This window comes from Mycobacterium sp., assembly GCF_050700595.1.
In the GTDB taxonomy this organism is placed as follows: domain Bacteria; phylum Actinomycetota; class Actinomycetes; order Mycobacteriales; family Mycobacteriaceae; genus Mycobacterium.
In genome coordinates this window covers 1-15,741 of sequence record NZ_JBOHHI010000101.1, presented here as the reverse complement: position 1 = coordinate 15,741, position 15,741 = coordinate 1, and the positions used below count along the sequence as shown (strand labels likewise).

The 15,741-nt window shown below is 67.9% G+C and carries 15 protein-coding genes; 13 read left to right on the top strand and 2 right to left on the bottom strand.

The features are described 5' to 3' along the window. The 3 genes from ACRDTL_RS09930 to ribD form a co-directional block, all read left to right on the top strand. On the top strand, positions 1–1,378 hold a 1,378-nt coding region (locus ACRDTL_RS09930; protein WP_431506536.1), incomplete at its 5' end, for an RsmB/NOP family class I SAM-dependent RNA methyltransferase. Between the two features lie 5 nt (positions 1,379–1,383). Then, positions 1,384–2,061, top strand: a complete 678-nt coding sequence (rpe, locus tag ACRDTL_RS09925) for a ribulose-phosphate 3-epimerase (RefSeq protein WP_431506535.1) — start codon at positions 1,384–1,386, stop codon at positions 2,059–2,061. A 32-nt stretch (positions 2,062–2,093) separates the two neighbouring features. Further along, positions 2,094–3,077 carry a bifunctional diaminohydroxyphosphoribosylaminopyrimidine deaminase/5-amino-6-(5-phosphoribosylamino)uracil reductase RibD gene (ribD, locus tag ACRDTL_RS09920; RefSeq protein WP_431506538.1) on the top strand — a complete coding sequence of 328 codons (984 nt, stop codon included), beginning with the start codon at positions 2,094–2,096 and terminating at the stop codon, positions 3,075–3,077. Positions 3,078–3,095: 18 nt separating this feature from the next. Here ribD and ACRDTL_RS09915 read toward each other — a convergent pair whose 3' ends face one another. Both ACRDTL_RS09915 and ACRDTL_RS09910 read right to left on the bottom strand, forming a co-directional pair. Then, complete coding sequence (locus ACRDTL_RS09915) at positions 3,096–4,634, bottom strand: MFS transporter (RefSeq protein ID WP_431506534.1); 1,539 nt, start codon at positions 4,632–4,634, stop codon at positions 3,096–3,098. After that, on the bottom strand, positions 4,634–5,338 hold the full coding sequence (locus ACRDTL_RS09910; RefSeq protein ID WP_431506533.1) for an LppX_LprAFG lipoprotein: 705 nt from the start codon (positions 5,336–5,338) through the stop codon (positions 4,634–4,636). The genes ACRDTL_RS09915 and ACRDTL_RS09910 overlap by 1 nt, the downstream gene beginning before the upstream one ends. 88 nt (positions 5,339–5,426) lie before the next feature. Here ACRDTL_RS09910 and ACRDTL_RS09905 point away from each other — a divergent pair, with 88 nt between their 5' ends. From ACRDTL_RS09905 to ACRDTL_RS09860, 10 genes are all read left to right on the top strand, one after another. Continuing rightward, positions 5,427–6,026, top strand: coding sequence for a riboflavin synthase (locus ACRDTL_RS09905; protein ID WP_431506532.1), 600 nt, complete (start codon positions 5,427–5,429; stop codon positions 6,024–6,026). 93 nt (positions 6,027–6,119) lie between these two features. Next, positions 6,120–7,397: a bifunctional 3,4-dihydroxy-2-butanone-4-phosphate synthase/GTP cyclohydrolase II gene (locus ACRDTL_RS09900; RefSeq protein ID WP_431506531.1), complete on the top strand. Its 1,278-nt coding sequence runs from the start codon at positions 6,120–6,122 to the stop codon at positions 7,395–7,397. A 16-nt stretch (positions 7,398–7,413) separates the two neighbouring features. Beyond that, the gene (ribH, locus tag ACRDTL_RS09895) at positions 7,414–7,896 is read left to right on the top strand and encodes a 6,7-dimethyl-8-ribityllumazine synthase (RefSeq protein WP_431506530.1); all 483 of its coding nucleotides are present in this window, start codon (positions 7,414–7,416) and stop codon (positions 7,894–7,896) included. Then, positions 7,893–8,342: a PH domain-containing protein gene (locus ACRDTL_RS09890; protein ID WP_431506529.1), complete on the top strand. Its 450-nt coding sequence runs from the start codon at positions 7,893–7,895 to the stop codon at positions 8,340–8,342. Before ribH ends, ACRDTL_RS09890 begins: the two co-directional genes overlap by 4 nt. A gap of 27 nt (positions 8,343–8,369) precedes the next feature. Next, positions 8,370–10,313 carry an excinuclease ABC subunit UvrC gene (gene uvrC / locus ACRDTL_RS09885; protein WP_431506528.1) on the top strand — a complete coding sequence of 648 codons (1,944 nt, stop codon included), beginning with the start codon at positions 8,370–8,372 and terminating at the stop codon, positions 10,311–10,313. Next, positions 10,310–11,242, top strand: a complete 933-nt coding sequence (gene rapZ, locus ACRDTL_RS09880; RefSeq protein ID WP_431506527.1) for an RNase adapter RapZ — start codon at positions 10,310–10,312, stop codon at positions 11,240–11,242. The genes uvrC and rapZ overlap by 4 nt, the downstream gene beginning before the upstream one ends. Further along, complete coding sequence (yvcK, locus tag ACRDTL_RS09875) at positions 11,239–12,321, top strand: uridine diphosphate-N-acetylglucosamine-binding protein YvcK (protein WP_431506526.1); 1,083 nt, start codon at positions 11,239–11,241, stop codon at positions 12,319–12,321. Before rapZ ends, yvcK begins: the two co-directional genes overlap by 4 nt. Further along, a complete protein-coding gene (gene whiA, locus ACRDTL_RS09870) occupies positions 12,318–13,295 on the top strand; it encodes a DNA-binding protein WhiA (protein WP_431506537.1) in 978 nt (325 codons plus the stop codon). Before yvcK ends, whiA begins: the two co-directional genes overlap by 4 nt. 54 nt (positions 13,296–13,349) lie before the next feature. Continuing rightward, complete coding sequence (locus ACRDTL_RS09865) at positions 13,350–14,141, top strand: phthiotriol/phenolphthiotriol dimycocerosates methyltransferase (protein ID WP_431506525.1); 792 nt, start codon at positions 13,350–13,352, stop codon at positions 14,139–14,141. A gap of 1 nt (position 14,142) precedes the next feature. Beyond that, positions 14,143–15,588 carry a cytochrome P450 gene (locus ACRDTL_RS09860; RefSeq protein WP_431506524.1) on the top strand — a complete coding sequence of 482 codons (1,446 nt, stop codon included), beginning with the start codon at positions 14,143–14,145 and terminating at the stop codon, positions 15,586–15,588. Positions 15,589–15,741 lie beyond the last annotated feature (153 nt).

Here is a 15,741-nt window from a genome sequence, read left to right as displayed (position 1 = left end):
CTCCCGCAAGCCCCCGCATGGCCGACCGCCCCGGCGTCGGCAGCCAATGGACCCGGCGCGTCGTGCCGCGTTCGACGTGTTGCAGGCCGTCACCGAGCGCGACGCTTATCCCAACCTGGCACTACCCGCGCTGCTGCGCGAGCGGGGCATCACCGGACGTGACGCCGCGTTCGCCACCGAGTTGACCTACGGCACCTGCCGCACCCGTGGCCTGCTCGACGCCGTCATCGCAGCGGCCGCCGGGCGGCCGCCGGAAGCCGTCAACCCCGCGCTGCTGGATCTGCTGCGGCTCGGCACCTACCAACTGCTGCGCACCCGCGTCGACGCCTACGCCGCAGTGTCCACCACCGTCGAACAGGCGGCGATCGAATTCGATTCGGCGCGTGCTGGTTTCGTCAACGGTGTGCTGAGGACCATCAGCGGCCGCGACGAGCGGTCCTGGGCCGACGAGCTGGCCCCCGACCCGGCACGTGACCCGATAGGGCATGCCGCGTTCGTCCATGCCCACCCGCGGTGGATCGCCCAGGCATTCGCCGACGCGCTCGGCCCGGCCGCCGGTGAACTCGACAGGGTGCTGGCCAGCGACGACGAGCGTCCACAGGTGCACTTGGCCGCCCGGCCGGGAACATTGACCGCCGAGCAACTGGCCGAGGCGGTGCAGGGCACCGTCGGCCGGTATTCGCCCTACGCGGTATACCTGCCGGCCGGCGATCCGGGCGAGTTGCCCGCGCTGCGCGACGGGCGGGCGCTGGTCCAGGATGAAGGCAGCCAGTTGGTGGCCCGCGCGCTGACGCTGGCCCCGGTGGCCGACGACACCGGCCGCTGGCTGGACCTGTGCGCCGGCCCGGGCGGTAAGACCGCGCTGCTGGCCGCGCTGGGCGCCGGCCGCGGCGCCCGGGTCACCGCGGTGGAGCCGGCGGCGCAGCGCGCCGATCTGGTCGTGGCGAACACCCGCGGGCTGCCGGTGGACGTGCTGGTCGCCGACGGGCGGCGCACCGACCTCCACGCGGGCTTCGACCGGGTGCTGGTCGACGTGCCGTGCACCGGGCTGGGCGCGTTGCGGCGTCGGCCCGAGGCCCGCTGGCGGCGCCGGCCCGCCGACATCCCGGCGCTGACCGGGCTGCAACGCGAACTGCTGGGTGCGGCGATCGCGTTGACCCGGCCCGGTGGCGTGGTGCTGTACGCGACCTGCTCGCCGCACCTGGCCGAAACGATCGGCGTCGTCGGCGACGCACTGCGCCGCCATCCGGTGTCCGCACTGGACGCCCGGCCGCTGTTCGAGCCCGTCGGCGATCTGGGTGACGGCCCCTACGTGCAGTTGTGGCCGCACCGGCACGGCGCTGACGCCATGTTCGCCGCCGCCCTCCAAGTACGCTGACGACCATGAACCGGGCTCTGATAGCGCCGTCGATCCTGGCCGCCGATTTCGCCCGGCTGGCCGACGAGGCGGCCGTGGTGGAGGGCGCCGACTGGCTGCACGTCGACGTGATGGACGGCCACTTCGTGCCGAACCTGACGATCGGCCTGCCGGTGGTGGAAAGCCTGCTGGCCGCCAGCGATATCCCGATGGACTGCCATCTGATGATCGAGGACCCGGACCGCTGGGCGCCGCTGTACGCGGAAGCCGGCGCCTACAACGTCACCTTCCACGCCGAGGCGACCGAGAATCCGATTGCGGTCGCTCGCGACATCCGGGCCGCCGGCGCCAAAGCGGGCCTGAGTGTCAAACCCGGCACCGCGCTGGAGCCGTACTTGGAGATCCTGCCAAACTTCGACACATTCCTGGTCATGTCGGTCGAGCCCGGGTTCGGCGGCCAGGACTTCATCCCCGAGGTACTCAGCAAGGTCCGCACGGTCCGCAAGATGGTCGACTCCGGCGAGCTGACCATCCTGGTCGAGATCGACGGCGGTATCAACCGCGACACCATCGAGCAGGCCGCCGAGGCCGGTGTCGACTGCTTCGTCGCCGGATCGGCCGTCTACGGCGCCGCGGACCCGGCCGCCGCGGTCGACAAACTGCGTCGCCGGGCCGCCACCGCGTCGACCCACCTGCGCCTGTGAGCACTCGCGCGGCCGTCGACTATGACGCCGCCATGCGCCTCGCTATCGAGCACGCCGAACTGGTCAAGGGAGCGACCTATCCCAACCCGCCTGTCGGCGCGGTCATCGTGGACCGCGAGGGCAGGATCGCCGGTGTGGGCGGCACCGGGCCGACCGGCAGTGCCCACGCCGAGGTGGTGGCGCTGCGGCGGGCGGGCACGTTGGCCGCGGGCGGCACCGCGGTGGTCACGCTCGAGCCGTGTAACCACCACGGCAGGACCCCGCCGTGCGTGGACGCCCTGCTCGAGTCCGGCGTCGCATCGGTGGTCTACGCCGTCGCCGACCCGAACCCGATCGCGACGGGTGGCTCGGCGCGTCTGGCGGCCGCGGGCGTGCAGGTGATCGCCGACGTGCAAGCCGACCTGGTAGCGGCCGGGCCGCTGCGGGAGTGGCTGCACAAGCAGCGCACCGGGCTGCCGCACGTGACGTGGAAGTACGCCGCCAGCGTGGACGGGCGCAGCGCCGCCGCCGATGGCTCCAGTCGGTGGATCACCAGCGAGGCGGCCCGTGCCGACGTGCACCGCCGCCGCGCGGCCGCCGACGCGATCGTGGTGGGCACCGGCACCGTGCTCAGCGACGACCCGGCGCTGACCGCGCGGCGGGCCGACGGCAGCCTGGCCGATCGTCAGCCGCTGCGCGTGGTGGTGGGAATGCGCGAAATCCCAACAGAGGCCAGGGTTCTCAACGACGACTCGCGCACGATGGTGATCCGCACCCACGATCCGGCCGACGTGCTCAAGGCGGTATCGGATCGCACCGATGTGCTGCTGGAGGGCGGGCCGAGGCTCGCCGGGGCATTCCTGCGGGCCGGGGCGATCGACCGGATCCTGGCCTATGTCGCGCCGATTCTGCTGGGCGGGCCGATCACCGCGGTCGACGACGTCGGGGTGCCCGGCATCGCGCACGCGCTGCGCTGGCGGTTCGACGGGACCGAGCGGATCGGTCCGGATCTGCTGCTGAGTTTGGTGCCGCGCTGACTTTCACGGCACAGGTGTTCAGGCCTGCGGCCCCACGGGCTGCTCCTCGGCCGCCACCGGCTCGTCGGCGTGGGCGTGGCGGCCGGACAGCAGCAGGCCCAGCAGCGCCCCCACCACGCACACACCCGCGGTGATCGCGAAGATCTCGCCGTACATCGTCGCGTAGGCGACGACTGCCTTGTGCCCGAACTGTTGTGCGCGCTCGATCATGGTGGCGTTCGCGGGCAGCCGCGGTGTCGGCAGGTGCGCCAGGATCTGGTTGAAGCGGTACAGCCCCCATGCGCTCAGCGCGGCCACTCCGATCAGCATGCCGGTCATTCGGGCCACCACCACCGCCGCCGAGGCGATCCCATGCTGCGCAGACGGCACCACCCGCAACGACGCCGACGACAGCGGACCGATGACCAGGCCCAGCCCAATGCCGGCGATGAACAGGTCGGTGTCGATCGCGGGCAGCCTGAGCAAGCCGAGGTTGTAGATCTGGTCCAGCACGTCGACCCGCCACTTGGAGATCAGCCAGTAGCCGCCGGCAGCGATCAGCAGGCCGACGAACGTCATCGCCCGGTCGCCGACCTTGGTGGCGATCCACCCGCCCACGACCGCCCCGATCGGTAGTGCGGCCAGGAACCACAGCAACATCAAGGCCGCGTGGTTCTGATCCTTGCCCAGCACAGCTTGGGCGAACAGCTCCACGTCGACCAGCGTCACCATCAGCGCACCGCCGGCCATCAGCGAGGAGCCCAAGGCGGCCAGGAACGGCCGGAACTGCACACCCTCGGGCTCGATCAGCCGGGTACGGGCAAAGCGTTCCCACAGCCCGAACACCACCGCGGCGATCAACGCCCCGATCAGCAGCGGCAACCCGTAGCCGGGCAGCACATGCTTGCCGTCCGGGTCGGGGTTGTACAGCCCGACAACGGCCAGGCCCAGCGCGATCGCCAGCAGCACCCCGCCGACCAGATCGACCTTCTCGGGGGCGGCGTCGCGATCGCGGCCGGGCAGACTGAACTGGATCATCACCATCGCGGCCACGGCCAACGGCACGTTGATCCAGAACACGTCCTGCCAGCGGCTGGTCAGCCACACGATGAAAATGCCGTACAGCGGGCCCAGCACGCTGCCCAACTCCTGAGCGGCGCTGATACCACCGAGCACCCCGGCCCGGTTGCGCTCCGCCCACAGGTCGGCACCCAGCGCCAGGGTCACCGGCAGCAGCGCGCCGGCGGCCACGGCCTGGATGGTGCGGCCGACCACCAGCATGTGCAGGTCGCCGGAGATCGCGGTCACCACCGAGCCGATCGCGAACACGGCCAGGCTGGCCTGCAGCACCAGCTTGCGGCCGAATCGGTCCGACGCCCGGCCCAGCAGCGGCATGGCGGCGATGTAGCCGAGCAGGTAGCAGGTGATGATCGGGGTGATCTGCTGGATCTTGTTGATCGGGATACCGACGGTGTGGATGATGTCCCGCATGATCGTGACCACGACATAGGTGTCGAGGGCACCCAGCAGGACGGCCAGGCTTCCCGCGCTGATCGCTATGCTGCGGGCGACCCGCATCAGCCGTTCACCGGCGGCTTGGTGACGGTGACCGGCTGGTTCCAGTTCGACAGCGTCATCTGGATGGAGTTGTCCCCGCTCTGGTCCAGCTTGGCCTGCACCAACTCGTGGTCACCGTTTTCCTGGATCCACACCGTGATCGGCCGCGGCTGGTCTGCTTTCAGTTGCGGCGCAAGCTGGTTCACGGCGGACGCCGAGACTTTCCCGCTGATCCGGATGGTGTCTTGGCCGTTCATGTTCTCGCGAGACTCGGCCTTCGGATCGGAGAGGTTGGCCAGCATATTGGCGAATCCGGTAGCTGGGTTCAGCAGCTGCGACGGGTCGTAGATATCGGCGGCGGGCCCGAAGTCGCTCCACTGGTCGCCGCTCAGGGCCGCATACAGGTCACCGCCGAAGACGACGAATTCGGCGTCGACGTCGGAACCGCCAATCGTGATCTTGGCGTTGCCCTTGGCGGCGGTGCCGGGACTGGTGGTCAGATCGCCCGTCAGCGTCTTGATGGGCATCCCCTTGATCTTGCCGTTCACCGAGAGCACCAGGTGCACGCTCTTGACGTTCTTGGTGGCCTGGCTGGACTGCTTGACCAGGTTGGCGGCGTCGGGAAGCGGGTTGCTGCTCTGTTTCGACGACGACGAGCAACCGGCGACCAGGGCGGTGGCGAGGCTGGCGGCGGCAAGGACGGTGAAGAGTCGGCGGGTGGGCATACGTGCATCGTAGAGGGTGCCCACAGCAGCGCCTTGAACCGCGAGGTCGCCGCGGCGTCGCGCGACGCGGACCGACTAGCCTGAGGCGATGTTCACCGGGATCGTCGAGGAATTGGGCGAGGTGGTCGACAAGGACGACCTGGGCGATTCCGCGCGGCTGACCATCCGCGGTCCGCTGGTCGCCGCCGACGCCGGCCACGGCGACTCCATCGCCGTCAACGGGGTGTGCCTGACCGTGGTCGAGGTGTTGCCCGGCGGCCGGTTCACCGCCGACGTGATGGGCGAGACGCTGAACCGGTCCAGCCTGGGCCGGCTCGCCGAAGGCAGCCCGGTCAACCTCGAGCGCGCCGCCGCCCTGGGCAGCCGGCTCGGCGGGCACATCGTGCAGGGCCACGTCGACGGCACCGGGCAAATTCTGGCCCGCACCCCGGTCGAACACTGGGAGGTCGTGCGAATCCGGCTGCCCGCGGAGCTGGCGCGCTACGTGGTGGAAAAGGGCTCGATCACCGTTGACGGCATTTCGCTGACCGTCTCTGGGCTCGGTGACGATTGGTTCGAGGTGTCACTGATCCCGACCACGCGGGAACTGACCACGCTGGGCCGTGCGCCAGCGGGAACGCAGGTGAACCTGGAGGTGGACGTCATCGCGAAATATGTCGAGCGCCTGGTCAAAAATCCCGCTGAGTAAGCCACCGCAATATCCGCATCGGCCTCGTGGTTCATACTGAAAGCGACAATTCGGACGGCGTTCCCCAAGCCGGGAATCGACTAGGTGGCAAAGATGACGAGGTTGGACTCCGTCGAGCGGGCGGTTGCCGACATCGCGGCGGGCAAGGCCGTCGTCGTCATCGACGATGAGGACCGGGAAAACGAAGGTGACCTGATCTTCGCCGCCGAAAAGGCCACTCCCGAACTGGTGGCGTTCATGGTCCGTTACACGTCGGGCTATCTGTGTGTGCCGCTGGACGGAGCGGTCTGCGACCGGCTGGGGCTGCTGCCGATGTACGCGGTGAACCAGGACAAGCACGGTACCGCCTACACCGTCACCGTCGACGCGAGAAATGGTGTCGGGACGGGTATTTCGGCTTCGGACCGGGCCACCACGATGCGGTTGCTGGCCGACCCAGCCAGTGTCGCCGAGGATTTCACCCGGCCGGGCCATGTGGTTCCGTTGCGCGCCAAGGACGGTGGCGTGTTGCGCCGGCCCGGTCACACCGAAGCGGCCGTCGACCTGGCCCGGATGGCGAGGCTGCAGCCGGCGGGGGCGATCTGCGAGATCGTCAGCCAAAAAGACGAGGGCGCGATGGCGCAGACCGACGAGCTGCGGGTCTTCGCCGACGAGCACGACCTGGCGCTGATCGCCATCGCCGATCTGATCGAGTACCGGCGCAAACACGAAAAGCACATCGAGCGGGTGGCCGAGGCCCGGATCCCCACCCGGCACGGCGAGTTTCGTGCGGTCGGCTACGCCAGCATCTACGAGGACGTCGAGCACGTGGCATTGGTCCGCGGCGAGATCGCAGGACCGAACTACGACGGCGACGACGTGCTGGTCCGGGTGCACTCGGAGTGCCTGACCGGTGACGTGTTCGGCTCACGCCGCTGCGACTGCGGGCCGCAACTGGACGCCGCGCTGGCGATGGTCGCGCGGGAGGGCCGCGGCGTGGTGCTCTACATGCGCGGCCACGAGGGCCGCGGCATCGGTTTGATGCACAAACTGCAGGCCTATCAGTTGCAGGACGCCGGCGCCGACACCGTGGACGCCAACCTCAAGCTCGGACTGCCGGCCGACGCCCGCGATTACGGCATCGGCGCACAGATCCTCGTCGACCTCGGGGTCCGGTCGATGCGGCTGCTGACCAACAACCCGGCCAAGCGGGTCGGTTTGGATGGCTACGGGCTGCACATCATCGAGCGGGTTCCGCTGCCGGTGCGGGCCAACGCCGAAAACATCCGGTATCTGATGACCAAGCGCGACCGGATGGGCCACGATCTGATCGGGCTGGACGACTATCACGAATCCATCCAGATGCCGGGTGAATTTGGGGGAGCTCTGTGACGTTCGGGGGAGCTTTGTGAGTGGTGGCGCCGGTGTGCCGGAACTGCCGGTACTCGACGCATCCGGGGTGACGCTGGCAATCGTGGCCAGCACCTGGCACACCACGATCTGCGATGCGCTGCTGGCCGGCGCCTGCAAGACCGCTGCCGACTGGGGGATTGACGACCCGACCGTGGTCCGCGTGCTCGGTGCGATCGAAATTCCGGTGGTGGCGCAAGAACTGGCCCGCGACCACGATGCCGTCGTCGCGTTGGGTGTGGTGATCCGCGGTGCCACACCACATTTCGACTATGTCTGCGACGCGGTAACCCAGGGACTGACCCGGGTGTCGTTGGATGCCTCGACGCCGGTCGCCAACGGGGTGCTGACCACCAACACCGAAGAGCAGGCGCTGGATCGGGCGGGCCTGCCGACGTCGGCCGAGGACAAGGGCGCTCAGGCGACGTCCGCCGCGCTGAGCACGGCGCTGACCCTGCGCGATTTGCGCGCACAGCCGTGACGCCAAATGAGGATGACTGGGATGTTGAGGTGCGCCCGCATCTGACACTGTATTTCGTGTACTCCGCGGCATTTGTGATCGCGGCGGTACACATCGTGGTGGGCCTGCTGCTCAAGATCCGCTCCAGCGGGGTGATCTTCCAGACCGCCGACCAAGTGGCGATCGCTCTGCTGGGCCTCGTCATCGCCGGGTTCGTGCTGCTGTTCGCCCGCCCGCGGCTACGGGTGGGGGTCGGCGGTCTGTCGGTGCGCAACCTGTTCGGGTACCGGCTGGTGCCCTGGCCGGATGTTGTCGGTGTGTCGTTTCCCCCCGGTGCACGTTGGGCGCGAATCGATTTGGCCGACGACGAGTACATCCCCCTGATGGCCATCCAGGCCGCCGACAAGGACCGCGCCGTGGCCGCCATGGACGTCGTGCGGACGCTGATGACGCGTTACCGGCCCTAGTCCCGCGAGCAGACTAACCTGGGAATCGTGCCTGATCCCGCCACCTACCGCCCCGCGCCCGGGTCAATCCCGGTCGAGCCCGGCGTCTATCGGTTCCGGGACCAACACGGACGAGTCATCTACGTCGGCAAGGCCAAGAGCCTGCGCAGCCGATTGACCTCGTACTTCGCCGACGTCGCCGGCCTGCATCCGCGGACCCGGCAAATGGTGACCACCGCTGCCAAGGTTGAGTGGACGGTGGTCAATACCGAGGTCGAAGCGCTGCAGCTGGAATACAACTGGATCAAGGAGTTCGACCCGCGGTTCAACGTCCGCTACCGCGACGACAAGTCCTACCCGGTGCTGGCGGTCACCCTCAACGAGGAATTCCCCAGGTTGATGGTCTACCGCGGCCCCCGGCGCAAAGGCGTGCGCTACTTCGGGCCGTACTCGCATGCCTGGGCCATCCGCGAAACCCTGGATCTGCTTACCCGGGTGTTCCCGGCACGCACCTGTTCGGATGGGGTCTTCAAGCGGCACAACCAGATTGGCCGGCCATGCCTACTCGGCTACATCGACAAGTGCTCGGCGCCATGCGTCGGACGGGTCAGCGCAGCAGAGCATCGCCGGATCGTGGAGGATTTCTGCGATTTCCTGTCGGGCAAGACCGACCGATTCGCCCGCAGCCTGGAGCAACAGATGAACGCCGCCGCCGGGCAGCTCGACTTCGAACGGGCCGCGCGACTGCGTGACGACCTCTCGGCGTTGAAGCGGGCACTGGAGAAACAGGCCGTCGTGCTCGGCGACGGCACCGACGCCGACGTGATCGCGTTCGCCGACGACGAGCTGGAAGCCGCGGTCCAGGTCTTCCACGTCCGCGGCGGGCGAGTTCGCGGCCAGCGGGGCTGGATCGTCGAAAAGTCCGGTGATCCGGGGGATTCCGGCGAGGCCCAGTTAGTCGAGCAGTTCCTGACGCAGTTCTACGGCGAACAGGCCGAGTTCGACCGGGCCGCCGATGAATCTGCCAATCCGGTACCCCGCGAAGTGCTGGTTCCCTGCCTGCCGCCCAATGCCGACGAGCTGGCCAGCTGGCTGTCCGGACTGCGCGGCTCACGAGTGATGCTGCGGGTGCCGCGCCGGGGTGACAAACGGGTTCTGGCCGAAACCGTGCATCGCAACGCCAAAGAGGCGCTGCAGCAACACAAGCTCAAGCGGGCCGGCGACTTCACCGCCAGATCGGCCGCGCTGCAGAATATTCAGGAATCCCTCGGCCTGGCCGACGCACCGCTACGGATCGAGTGCGTCGACATCAGCCATGTGCAGGGCACCGACGTGGTGGGCTCGCTGGTGGTATTCGAGGACGGGCTGCCGCGTAAATCTGACTACCGCCACTTCGCCATCCGGGAAGCCGCCGGACAGGGCCGCTCCGACGACGTCGCCTCGATCGCCGAGGTGACCCGCCGCCGGTTCGTGCGCCACCTGAGCGACTCCAACATGCTTGCCCCGGAAGGTAAGTCGCGAAAGTTCGCCTACCCGCCCAACCTCTACGTCGTCGACGGCGGCGCCCCCCAGGTCAACGCGGCCAGCGCCGTGCTCGATGAACTCGGCGTCACCGACGTCGCGGTGATCGGACTGGCAAAGCGGCTCGAAGAGATATGGGTGCCGGCAGAACCCGACCCGATCATCATGCCCCGCAATAGCGAGGGCCTGTACCTGTTGCAGCGGATCCGCGATGAGGCGCACCGGTTTGCCATCAGCTATCACCGCAGCAAACGGTCCAAGCGGATGACGGCGTCGGCGCTGGATGCGGTGCCCGGGCTTGGCGAGCATCGCCGCAAGGCGTTGGTGACGCACTTCGGATCGGTGGCCCGGCTCAAAGAGGCCACCGTCGAGGAGATCACCGCGGTCAAGGGAATCGGTGTCGCGACGGCGACGGCGGTGCTCGACGCGCTGCGCGCCGACGACCGGGTCGCCGAACGGGCGTCGGGATGACCGGCGAAGGTAGGGGCTTGGTCACCCAGTCCGACGACGACTCCGGCGCAACCGGATCCGGTATCGACGTCGTTCTGGTGACCGGGCTGTCGGGCGCCGGCCGCGGGACCGCGGCGAAGGTGCTCGAGGATCTCGGCTGGTACGTTGCCGATAACCTGCCGCCCCAACTGATCACCCGAATGGTCGACTTGGGGCTGGCGGCCGGATCGCGGATCACCCAGCTGGCGGTGGTGATGGACGTGCGGTCGCGCGGCTTCACCGGGGACCTGGACTGGGTGCGTAACGACTTGGCCACCCGCAACATCACCCCGCGGGTGTTGTTCATGGAAGCCTCCGACGACATGCTGGTGCGTCGCTACGAGCAGAATCGGCGCAGCCATCCCCTGCAGGGCGAACAAACATTGGCCGAAGGCATCGCCGCCGAGCGTGAGATGCTGGCCCCGGTCCGTGCCGCCGCCGATCTGGTCATCGACACCTCGACGCTGTCAGTGCCGGCCTTACGGGAGAGCATCGAACGTCTGTTCGGCAGTGAGACCGTTGCGCACACCAGCGTGACGGTGGAATCCTTCGGCTTCAAGTACGGCTTACCGATGGATGCCGACATGGTGATGGATGTGCGCTTCCTGCCCAACCCGCACTGGGTCGACGAGTTACGCCCGCACACCGGCCAACATCCGGCGGTTCGGGACTATGTACTCGGCCAGACCGGCGCGGCAGAGTTTCTGGAGACCTACCATCGGTTGCTGTCCCTGGTTGTCGACGGCTACCGCAGGGAGGGGAAGCGCTACATGACCGTGGCGATCGGCTGTACCGGCGGCAAGCATCGCAGCGTCGCTATCGCCGAGGCGTTGGTGCGGCTGCTGCAGTCCCAGGAGTCTGGGGTGCAACTGTCGGTGCGGGTGCTGCACCGGGATCTGGGCCGCGAATGAGCTTCGGTGCAAGCTCGAGCACAAGCCCCAGCATTGTCGCCCTGGGCGGTGGACACGGCCTGTACGCGACGCTGTCGGCAGCCCGGCGACTGACCCCGCATGTCACCGCCATCGTCACGGTCGCCGACGACGGCGGCTCTTCTGGCCGACTGCGCAGCGAAATCAATGTGGTGCCGCCCGGTGATTTGCGAATGGCATTGGCGGCGTTGGCATCTGATAGCCCGCACGGTCGGCTGTGGGCGACCATCCTGCAGCACCGGTTCGGCGGCAGCGGCGCGCTGGCCGGACATCCGATCGGCAATCTCCTGCTGGCCGGGCTCAGCGAGGTGTTGGCCGACCCGGTGGCCGCCCTCGACGAGCTCGGTCGCATCCTCGGCATCCACGGCCGCGTCCTGCCGATGTGCCCGATCGCGCTGCAGATAGAAGCCGACGTATCGGGTCTTGAGGCCGACCCGCGGATGTTCCGGGTGATCCGCGGCCAGGTGGCGATCGCAACCACTCCGGGAAAGGTCCGCCGGGTGCGGCTGTCACCCGGCAACCCGCCGGCCACCCGCCAGGCCGTCGACGCGATCCTGGCCGCCGACCTGGTAGTGCTTGGGCCGGGCTCGTGGTTCACCAGCGTGATCCCGCACGTGCTGGTGCCGGAATTGGCCGCGGCGCTGCAGGCGACCACGGCCCGCCGGGCGCTGGTGCTCAACCTGGTCGCCGAGCCCGGGGAGACGGCCGGCTTCTCGGTGGAACGCCACCTGCATGTGCTCGCGCAGCATGCCCCGGACTTCACCGTCCACGACGTCATCATCGACGCCGAGCGCGTGCCCGGTGAACGGGAGCGTGAGCAATTGCGCCGCACCGCAACGCTGCTGCAGGCGCACGTGCAGTTCGCCGAGGTGTCCCGGCCTGGTACACCTTTACATGACCCCGGCAAGCTGGCCGCTGCACTGGACGGGGTGAGTGTGCGCGACACCGGTCCGGACGTCTCGGAGGCGACCACCCAAACACTCTCGATTGAGGGTGAACGTCAAACCGGCGGGACCGGATCGGGCGGCAACGGACCGAGAGGTGACGACGCGTGGCAATGACGGCCGAAGTCAAGGACGAGTTGAGCCGTTTGATGGTGAATTCGGTGAGCGCGCGGCGTGCCGAGGTTACCTCGTTGCTGCGGTTCGCCGGTGGGCTGCACATCGTGGGCGGCCGGGTGGTAGTCGAGGCCGAGTTGGATCTGGGCAGTGTCGCGCGGCGGCTCCGCAAGGACATCTTCGACCTCTATGGCTACAACTCGGTCGTACATGTGTTGACTGCCAGCGGGATTCGCAAGACCACCCGCTACGTGCTGCGGGTCGCCAACGACGGCGAGGCGCTGGCTCGCCAGACCGGCTTGCTCGACTTACGCGGCCGCCCGGTGCGTGGGCTGCCCGCCCAGGTTGTCGGCGGTAGCGTCGTCGACGCCGAGGCCGCCTGGCGGGGTGCGTTCCTGGCGCACGGGTCGCTGACCGAACCGGGGCGGTCTTCGGCGCTGGAGGTCAGCTGCCCTGGTCCGGAGGCCGCGCTGGCCCTGGTGGGCGCGGCGCGCCGGCTCGGGGTCAGCGCCAAGGCCAGAGAGGTGCGCGGCGCCGACCGGGTGGTGGTGCGTGATGGCGAGGCGATCGGTGCGTTGCTGACCCGGATGGGCGCGCAGGATACCCGGCTGATCTGGGAGGAGCGCCGGATGCGCCGCGAGGTGCGGGCGACGGCCAACCGGCTGGCCAACTTCGACGACGCCAACCTGCGCCGCTCGGCGCGCGCGGCGGTGGCGGCAGCGGCCCGGGTCGAGCGCGCACTGGAGATCCTCGGCGACAGTGTGCCCGACCATTTGGCCGGGGCGGGCAAACTGCGTATCGAGCACCGGCAGGCCTCGCTGGAGGAGTTGGGCCGACTCGCTGATCCACCGATGACGAAAGACGCTGTGGCAGGCCGTATTCGACGCCTGCTGTCGATGGCCGATCGCAAGGCCAAGCAGGAAGGTATCCCAGACACCGAATCGGCGGTGACCCCGGACTTGCTGGAAGACGCTTAGGCGATCAGCGAGCCGTGCCGTTTTGGCGAGGCACATTATGGCAATACCCACCCCATGGGTCTTGCAAGTCGGCTGGTATCCACGCCTGCCTGGAAGTTCTTCGCGAAGTATTACTACCCGTTCATCACCCGGCACGGCGCTGATGACGTAGCGTTTTTGAACTTGGGCTACGAGGAGGAGCCGCCGATGGCTGTGCCGTTGGCGGCGCCAGATGAGCCCGACCGGTACTGCATCCAGCTCTACCACCGCACGGCCAGCCAAACCGATCTGGCCGGCAAACAGGTCCTGGAGGTCAGTTGCGGCCACGGTGGCGGAGCGTCGTACCTCGTGCGCACCTTGCGGCCGGCGGCCTACACCGGCCTGGATTTGAATCCGGCCGGCATCGAGATTTGCCGGAAGACGCACCATGCGACGGGCCTGGATTTCTTGGCGGGGGACGCCGAAAACCTGCCGTTCGCCGACCAATCCTTTGACGCGGTGATCAATATCGAGGCGTCGCACTGCTACTCGTCGCCGCAGCGGTTTTTCTCCGAAGTGGCGCGCGTGCTGCGCCCGGGCGGTCACCTGCTGTATGCCGATGTGCGCCGGTTCGATCATTTCGCCGAGTGGGAAAAAGAACTCGCGGACGCGCCGCTGCGAATGCTCTCACAACGCGACATCAGCGCGGAGGTCGTGCGCGGTCTGAAGAAGAGCCTGCCGCGGTCGCAGCAGATGTTTACTCGTCGTGCGCCGCGATTTTTGCGTGGCCTGGTATGCGACGCGGTTGCGGCGTCGATCTCCAAGATGTGTCAGGGACTGCAAAGCGGGGAGACCTCGTACCGGATGTATTGCTTTGCCAACGAGTGAGATGACCGAGACGTCAAGAGATACCTTCTGGATCACCCGCAACCCGGTCGGCCGGGCACGGGATGTGCTGCGATCGCGGCGCCGAACTGACGGCGCCCCACGCCCGCCCGGCCCGCGTGGACGCCCTGTTGTCGGAGTGCTTCCGGAACTGAAAGCCGATCCGTTCGGCTATCTGCAGCATCTGCGGGAGGTTTACGGCGACGTCTACCGGCTGCCGATGCCGATGTATGACGTGGTGATCGTGAACCATCCCGACCACGTGCGCCACATCATGGCGAACCGGGACGGCGAGTACAGCATGACCGGTCCGGTCAGCTGGGCCAGGCATGTGCTGGGCGTATCGATGCAGCTGCTGGAGGGAGCCGAATTCCGCCAACGGCGCAAGCTGCTGGCGCCGATGATGGGTCGTGGGCAGCTGTCGAAAATCGCCGGCATCATCGCCGACGAGTTCGCCAACCGGCTGGACAAATGGGGACGGTTCGTAGAGACCGGTGAATCGATCGACCTGCAGCATGAGATCAACGACGTGGTGATCCCGGCGTTTATGCGGTCGATGTTCTCGATGGAGCTGACCGACGTCGTTTTACACCGGCTCGACACCGATATCCGCACCCTGATGCAGAGTGCGTCGTCGCCACTTCTGCTCGGCCCTTCCCCGCGCCTGCTCCCGGGAGAGGGGAATCCGCTGCAGGCCTGGTGGCGGATGCGGCGGTGGGTGAAGCGGGCAGTCGACGAACGGCTGGCCGACCCCAAGCCCCACGACGACATGCTGCAAGTGCTCCTCGATGCACGTTACGAGGACGGGACGCCCATTAGCCGCCGCGACGCCATCACCGAAGCCATCATGCTCATCGGGGGTGGCTACGAAACCGTCGTCGCCGCGTTGGCATGGACGCTTGCCTTACTCCCGCAGAATCCCCAAGCGCAGCAGCGGCTTTACGACGAGGTCGACGAGCTCGGGGGAGCCATGCCCAGCTACGAAGACCTGGATCGACTGCAGTGGATCAAGGCGTGCTTCGACGAGGGCCAGCGACTACAGGGCCTGCTGTTACAGCCGCGATTCGCGATGATCGACGACACCATCGGCGGCTACCGCATCCGTCGTGGAACCCTCATCGGGATACCGATCTACTCTCTGCAGCGTGATCCGCGATGGTGGGGTCCCGACCCCGAGAGCTACGACCCGATTCGCTTCTACGACAAGGGCATCGTCGCCGAGCGACCTAACCTGGCCTTCATGCCGTTCGGCGCCGGACCGCACCGCTGTTTCGGCGCGGCGATGGGCTATCTGGAGGCGCAATTCCTGCTCGCCCAGATCCATCAGCGATTCCGGATACACACCCCCGCCGACTGGGCTCCCGAGCACGATGCCCTTCCCTGGCCGGTCAAGGGTGGCGTACCCGCCGTCCTGACCACGGTGTCGGCTACGGCGGCGCGCAATTCGTAGCTCAGAAGGGCGGGTCGTCAGGTAGCGGTAGCGGTTCGGGTTCGTCTGGCGTCCAATCCGGTGGTAGTTCTTCGGGTTCGCGCGGGTCGTTGACCCAGGTGCAGAACGGGCTGGTGCTGGGTGTGCCTTTGAAGAGGAACAGCATGTCGCGCA

Coding starts and splice junctions, on each gene's coding strand:
- ACRDTL_RS09865 (WP_431506525.1), top strand. CDS start 13,350: ATGGGTCTTGCAAGTCGGCTGGTATCCACGCCTGCCTGGAAGTTCTTC.
- ACRDTL_RS09900 (WP_431506531.1), top strand. CDS start 6,120: ATGACGAGGTTGGACTCCGTCGAGCGGGCGGTTGCCGACATCGCGGCG.
- ACRDTL_RS09860 (WP_431506524.1), top strand. CDS start 14,143: ATGACCGAGACGTCAAGAGATACCTTCTGGATCACCCGCAACCCGGTC.
- whiA (WP_431506537.1), top strand. CDS start 12,318: ATGACGGCCGAAGTCAAGGACGAGTTGAGCCGTTTGATGGTGAATTCG.
- ACRDTL_RS09910 (WP_431506533.1), bottom strand. CDS start 5,338: ATGCCCACCCGCCGACTCTTCACCGTCCTTGCCGCCGCCAGCCTCGCC.
- ribD (WP_431506538.1), top strand. CDS start 2,094: ATGCGCCTCGCTATCGAGCACGCCGAACTGGTCAAGGGAGCGACCTAT.
- ACRDTL_RS09915 (WP_431506534.1), bottom strand. CDS start 4,634: ATGCGGGTCGCCCGCAGCATAGCGATCAGCGCGGGAAGCCTGGCCGTC.
- rapZ (WP_431506527.1), top strand. CDS start 10,310: ATGACCGGCGAAGGTAGGGGCTTGGTCACCCAGTCCGACGACGACTCC.
- yvcK (WP_431506526.1), top strand. CDS start 11,239: ATGAGCTTCGGTGCAAGCTCGAGCACAAGCCCCAGCATTGTCGCCCTG.
- rpe (WP_431506535.1), top strand. CDS start 1,384: ATGAACCGGGCTCTGATAGCGCCGTCGATCCTGGCCGCCGATTTCGCC.
- ACRDTL_RS09905 (WP_431506532.1), top strand. CDS start 5,427: ATGTTCACCGGGATCGTCGAGGAATTGGGCGAGGTGGTCGACAAGGAC.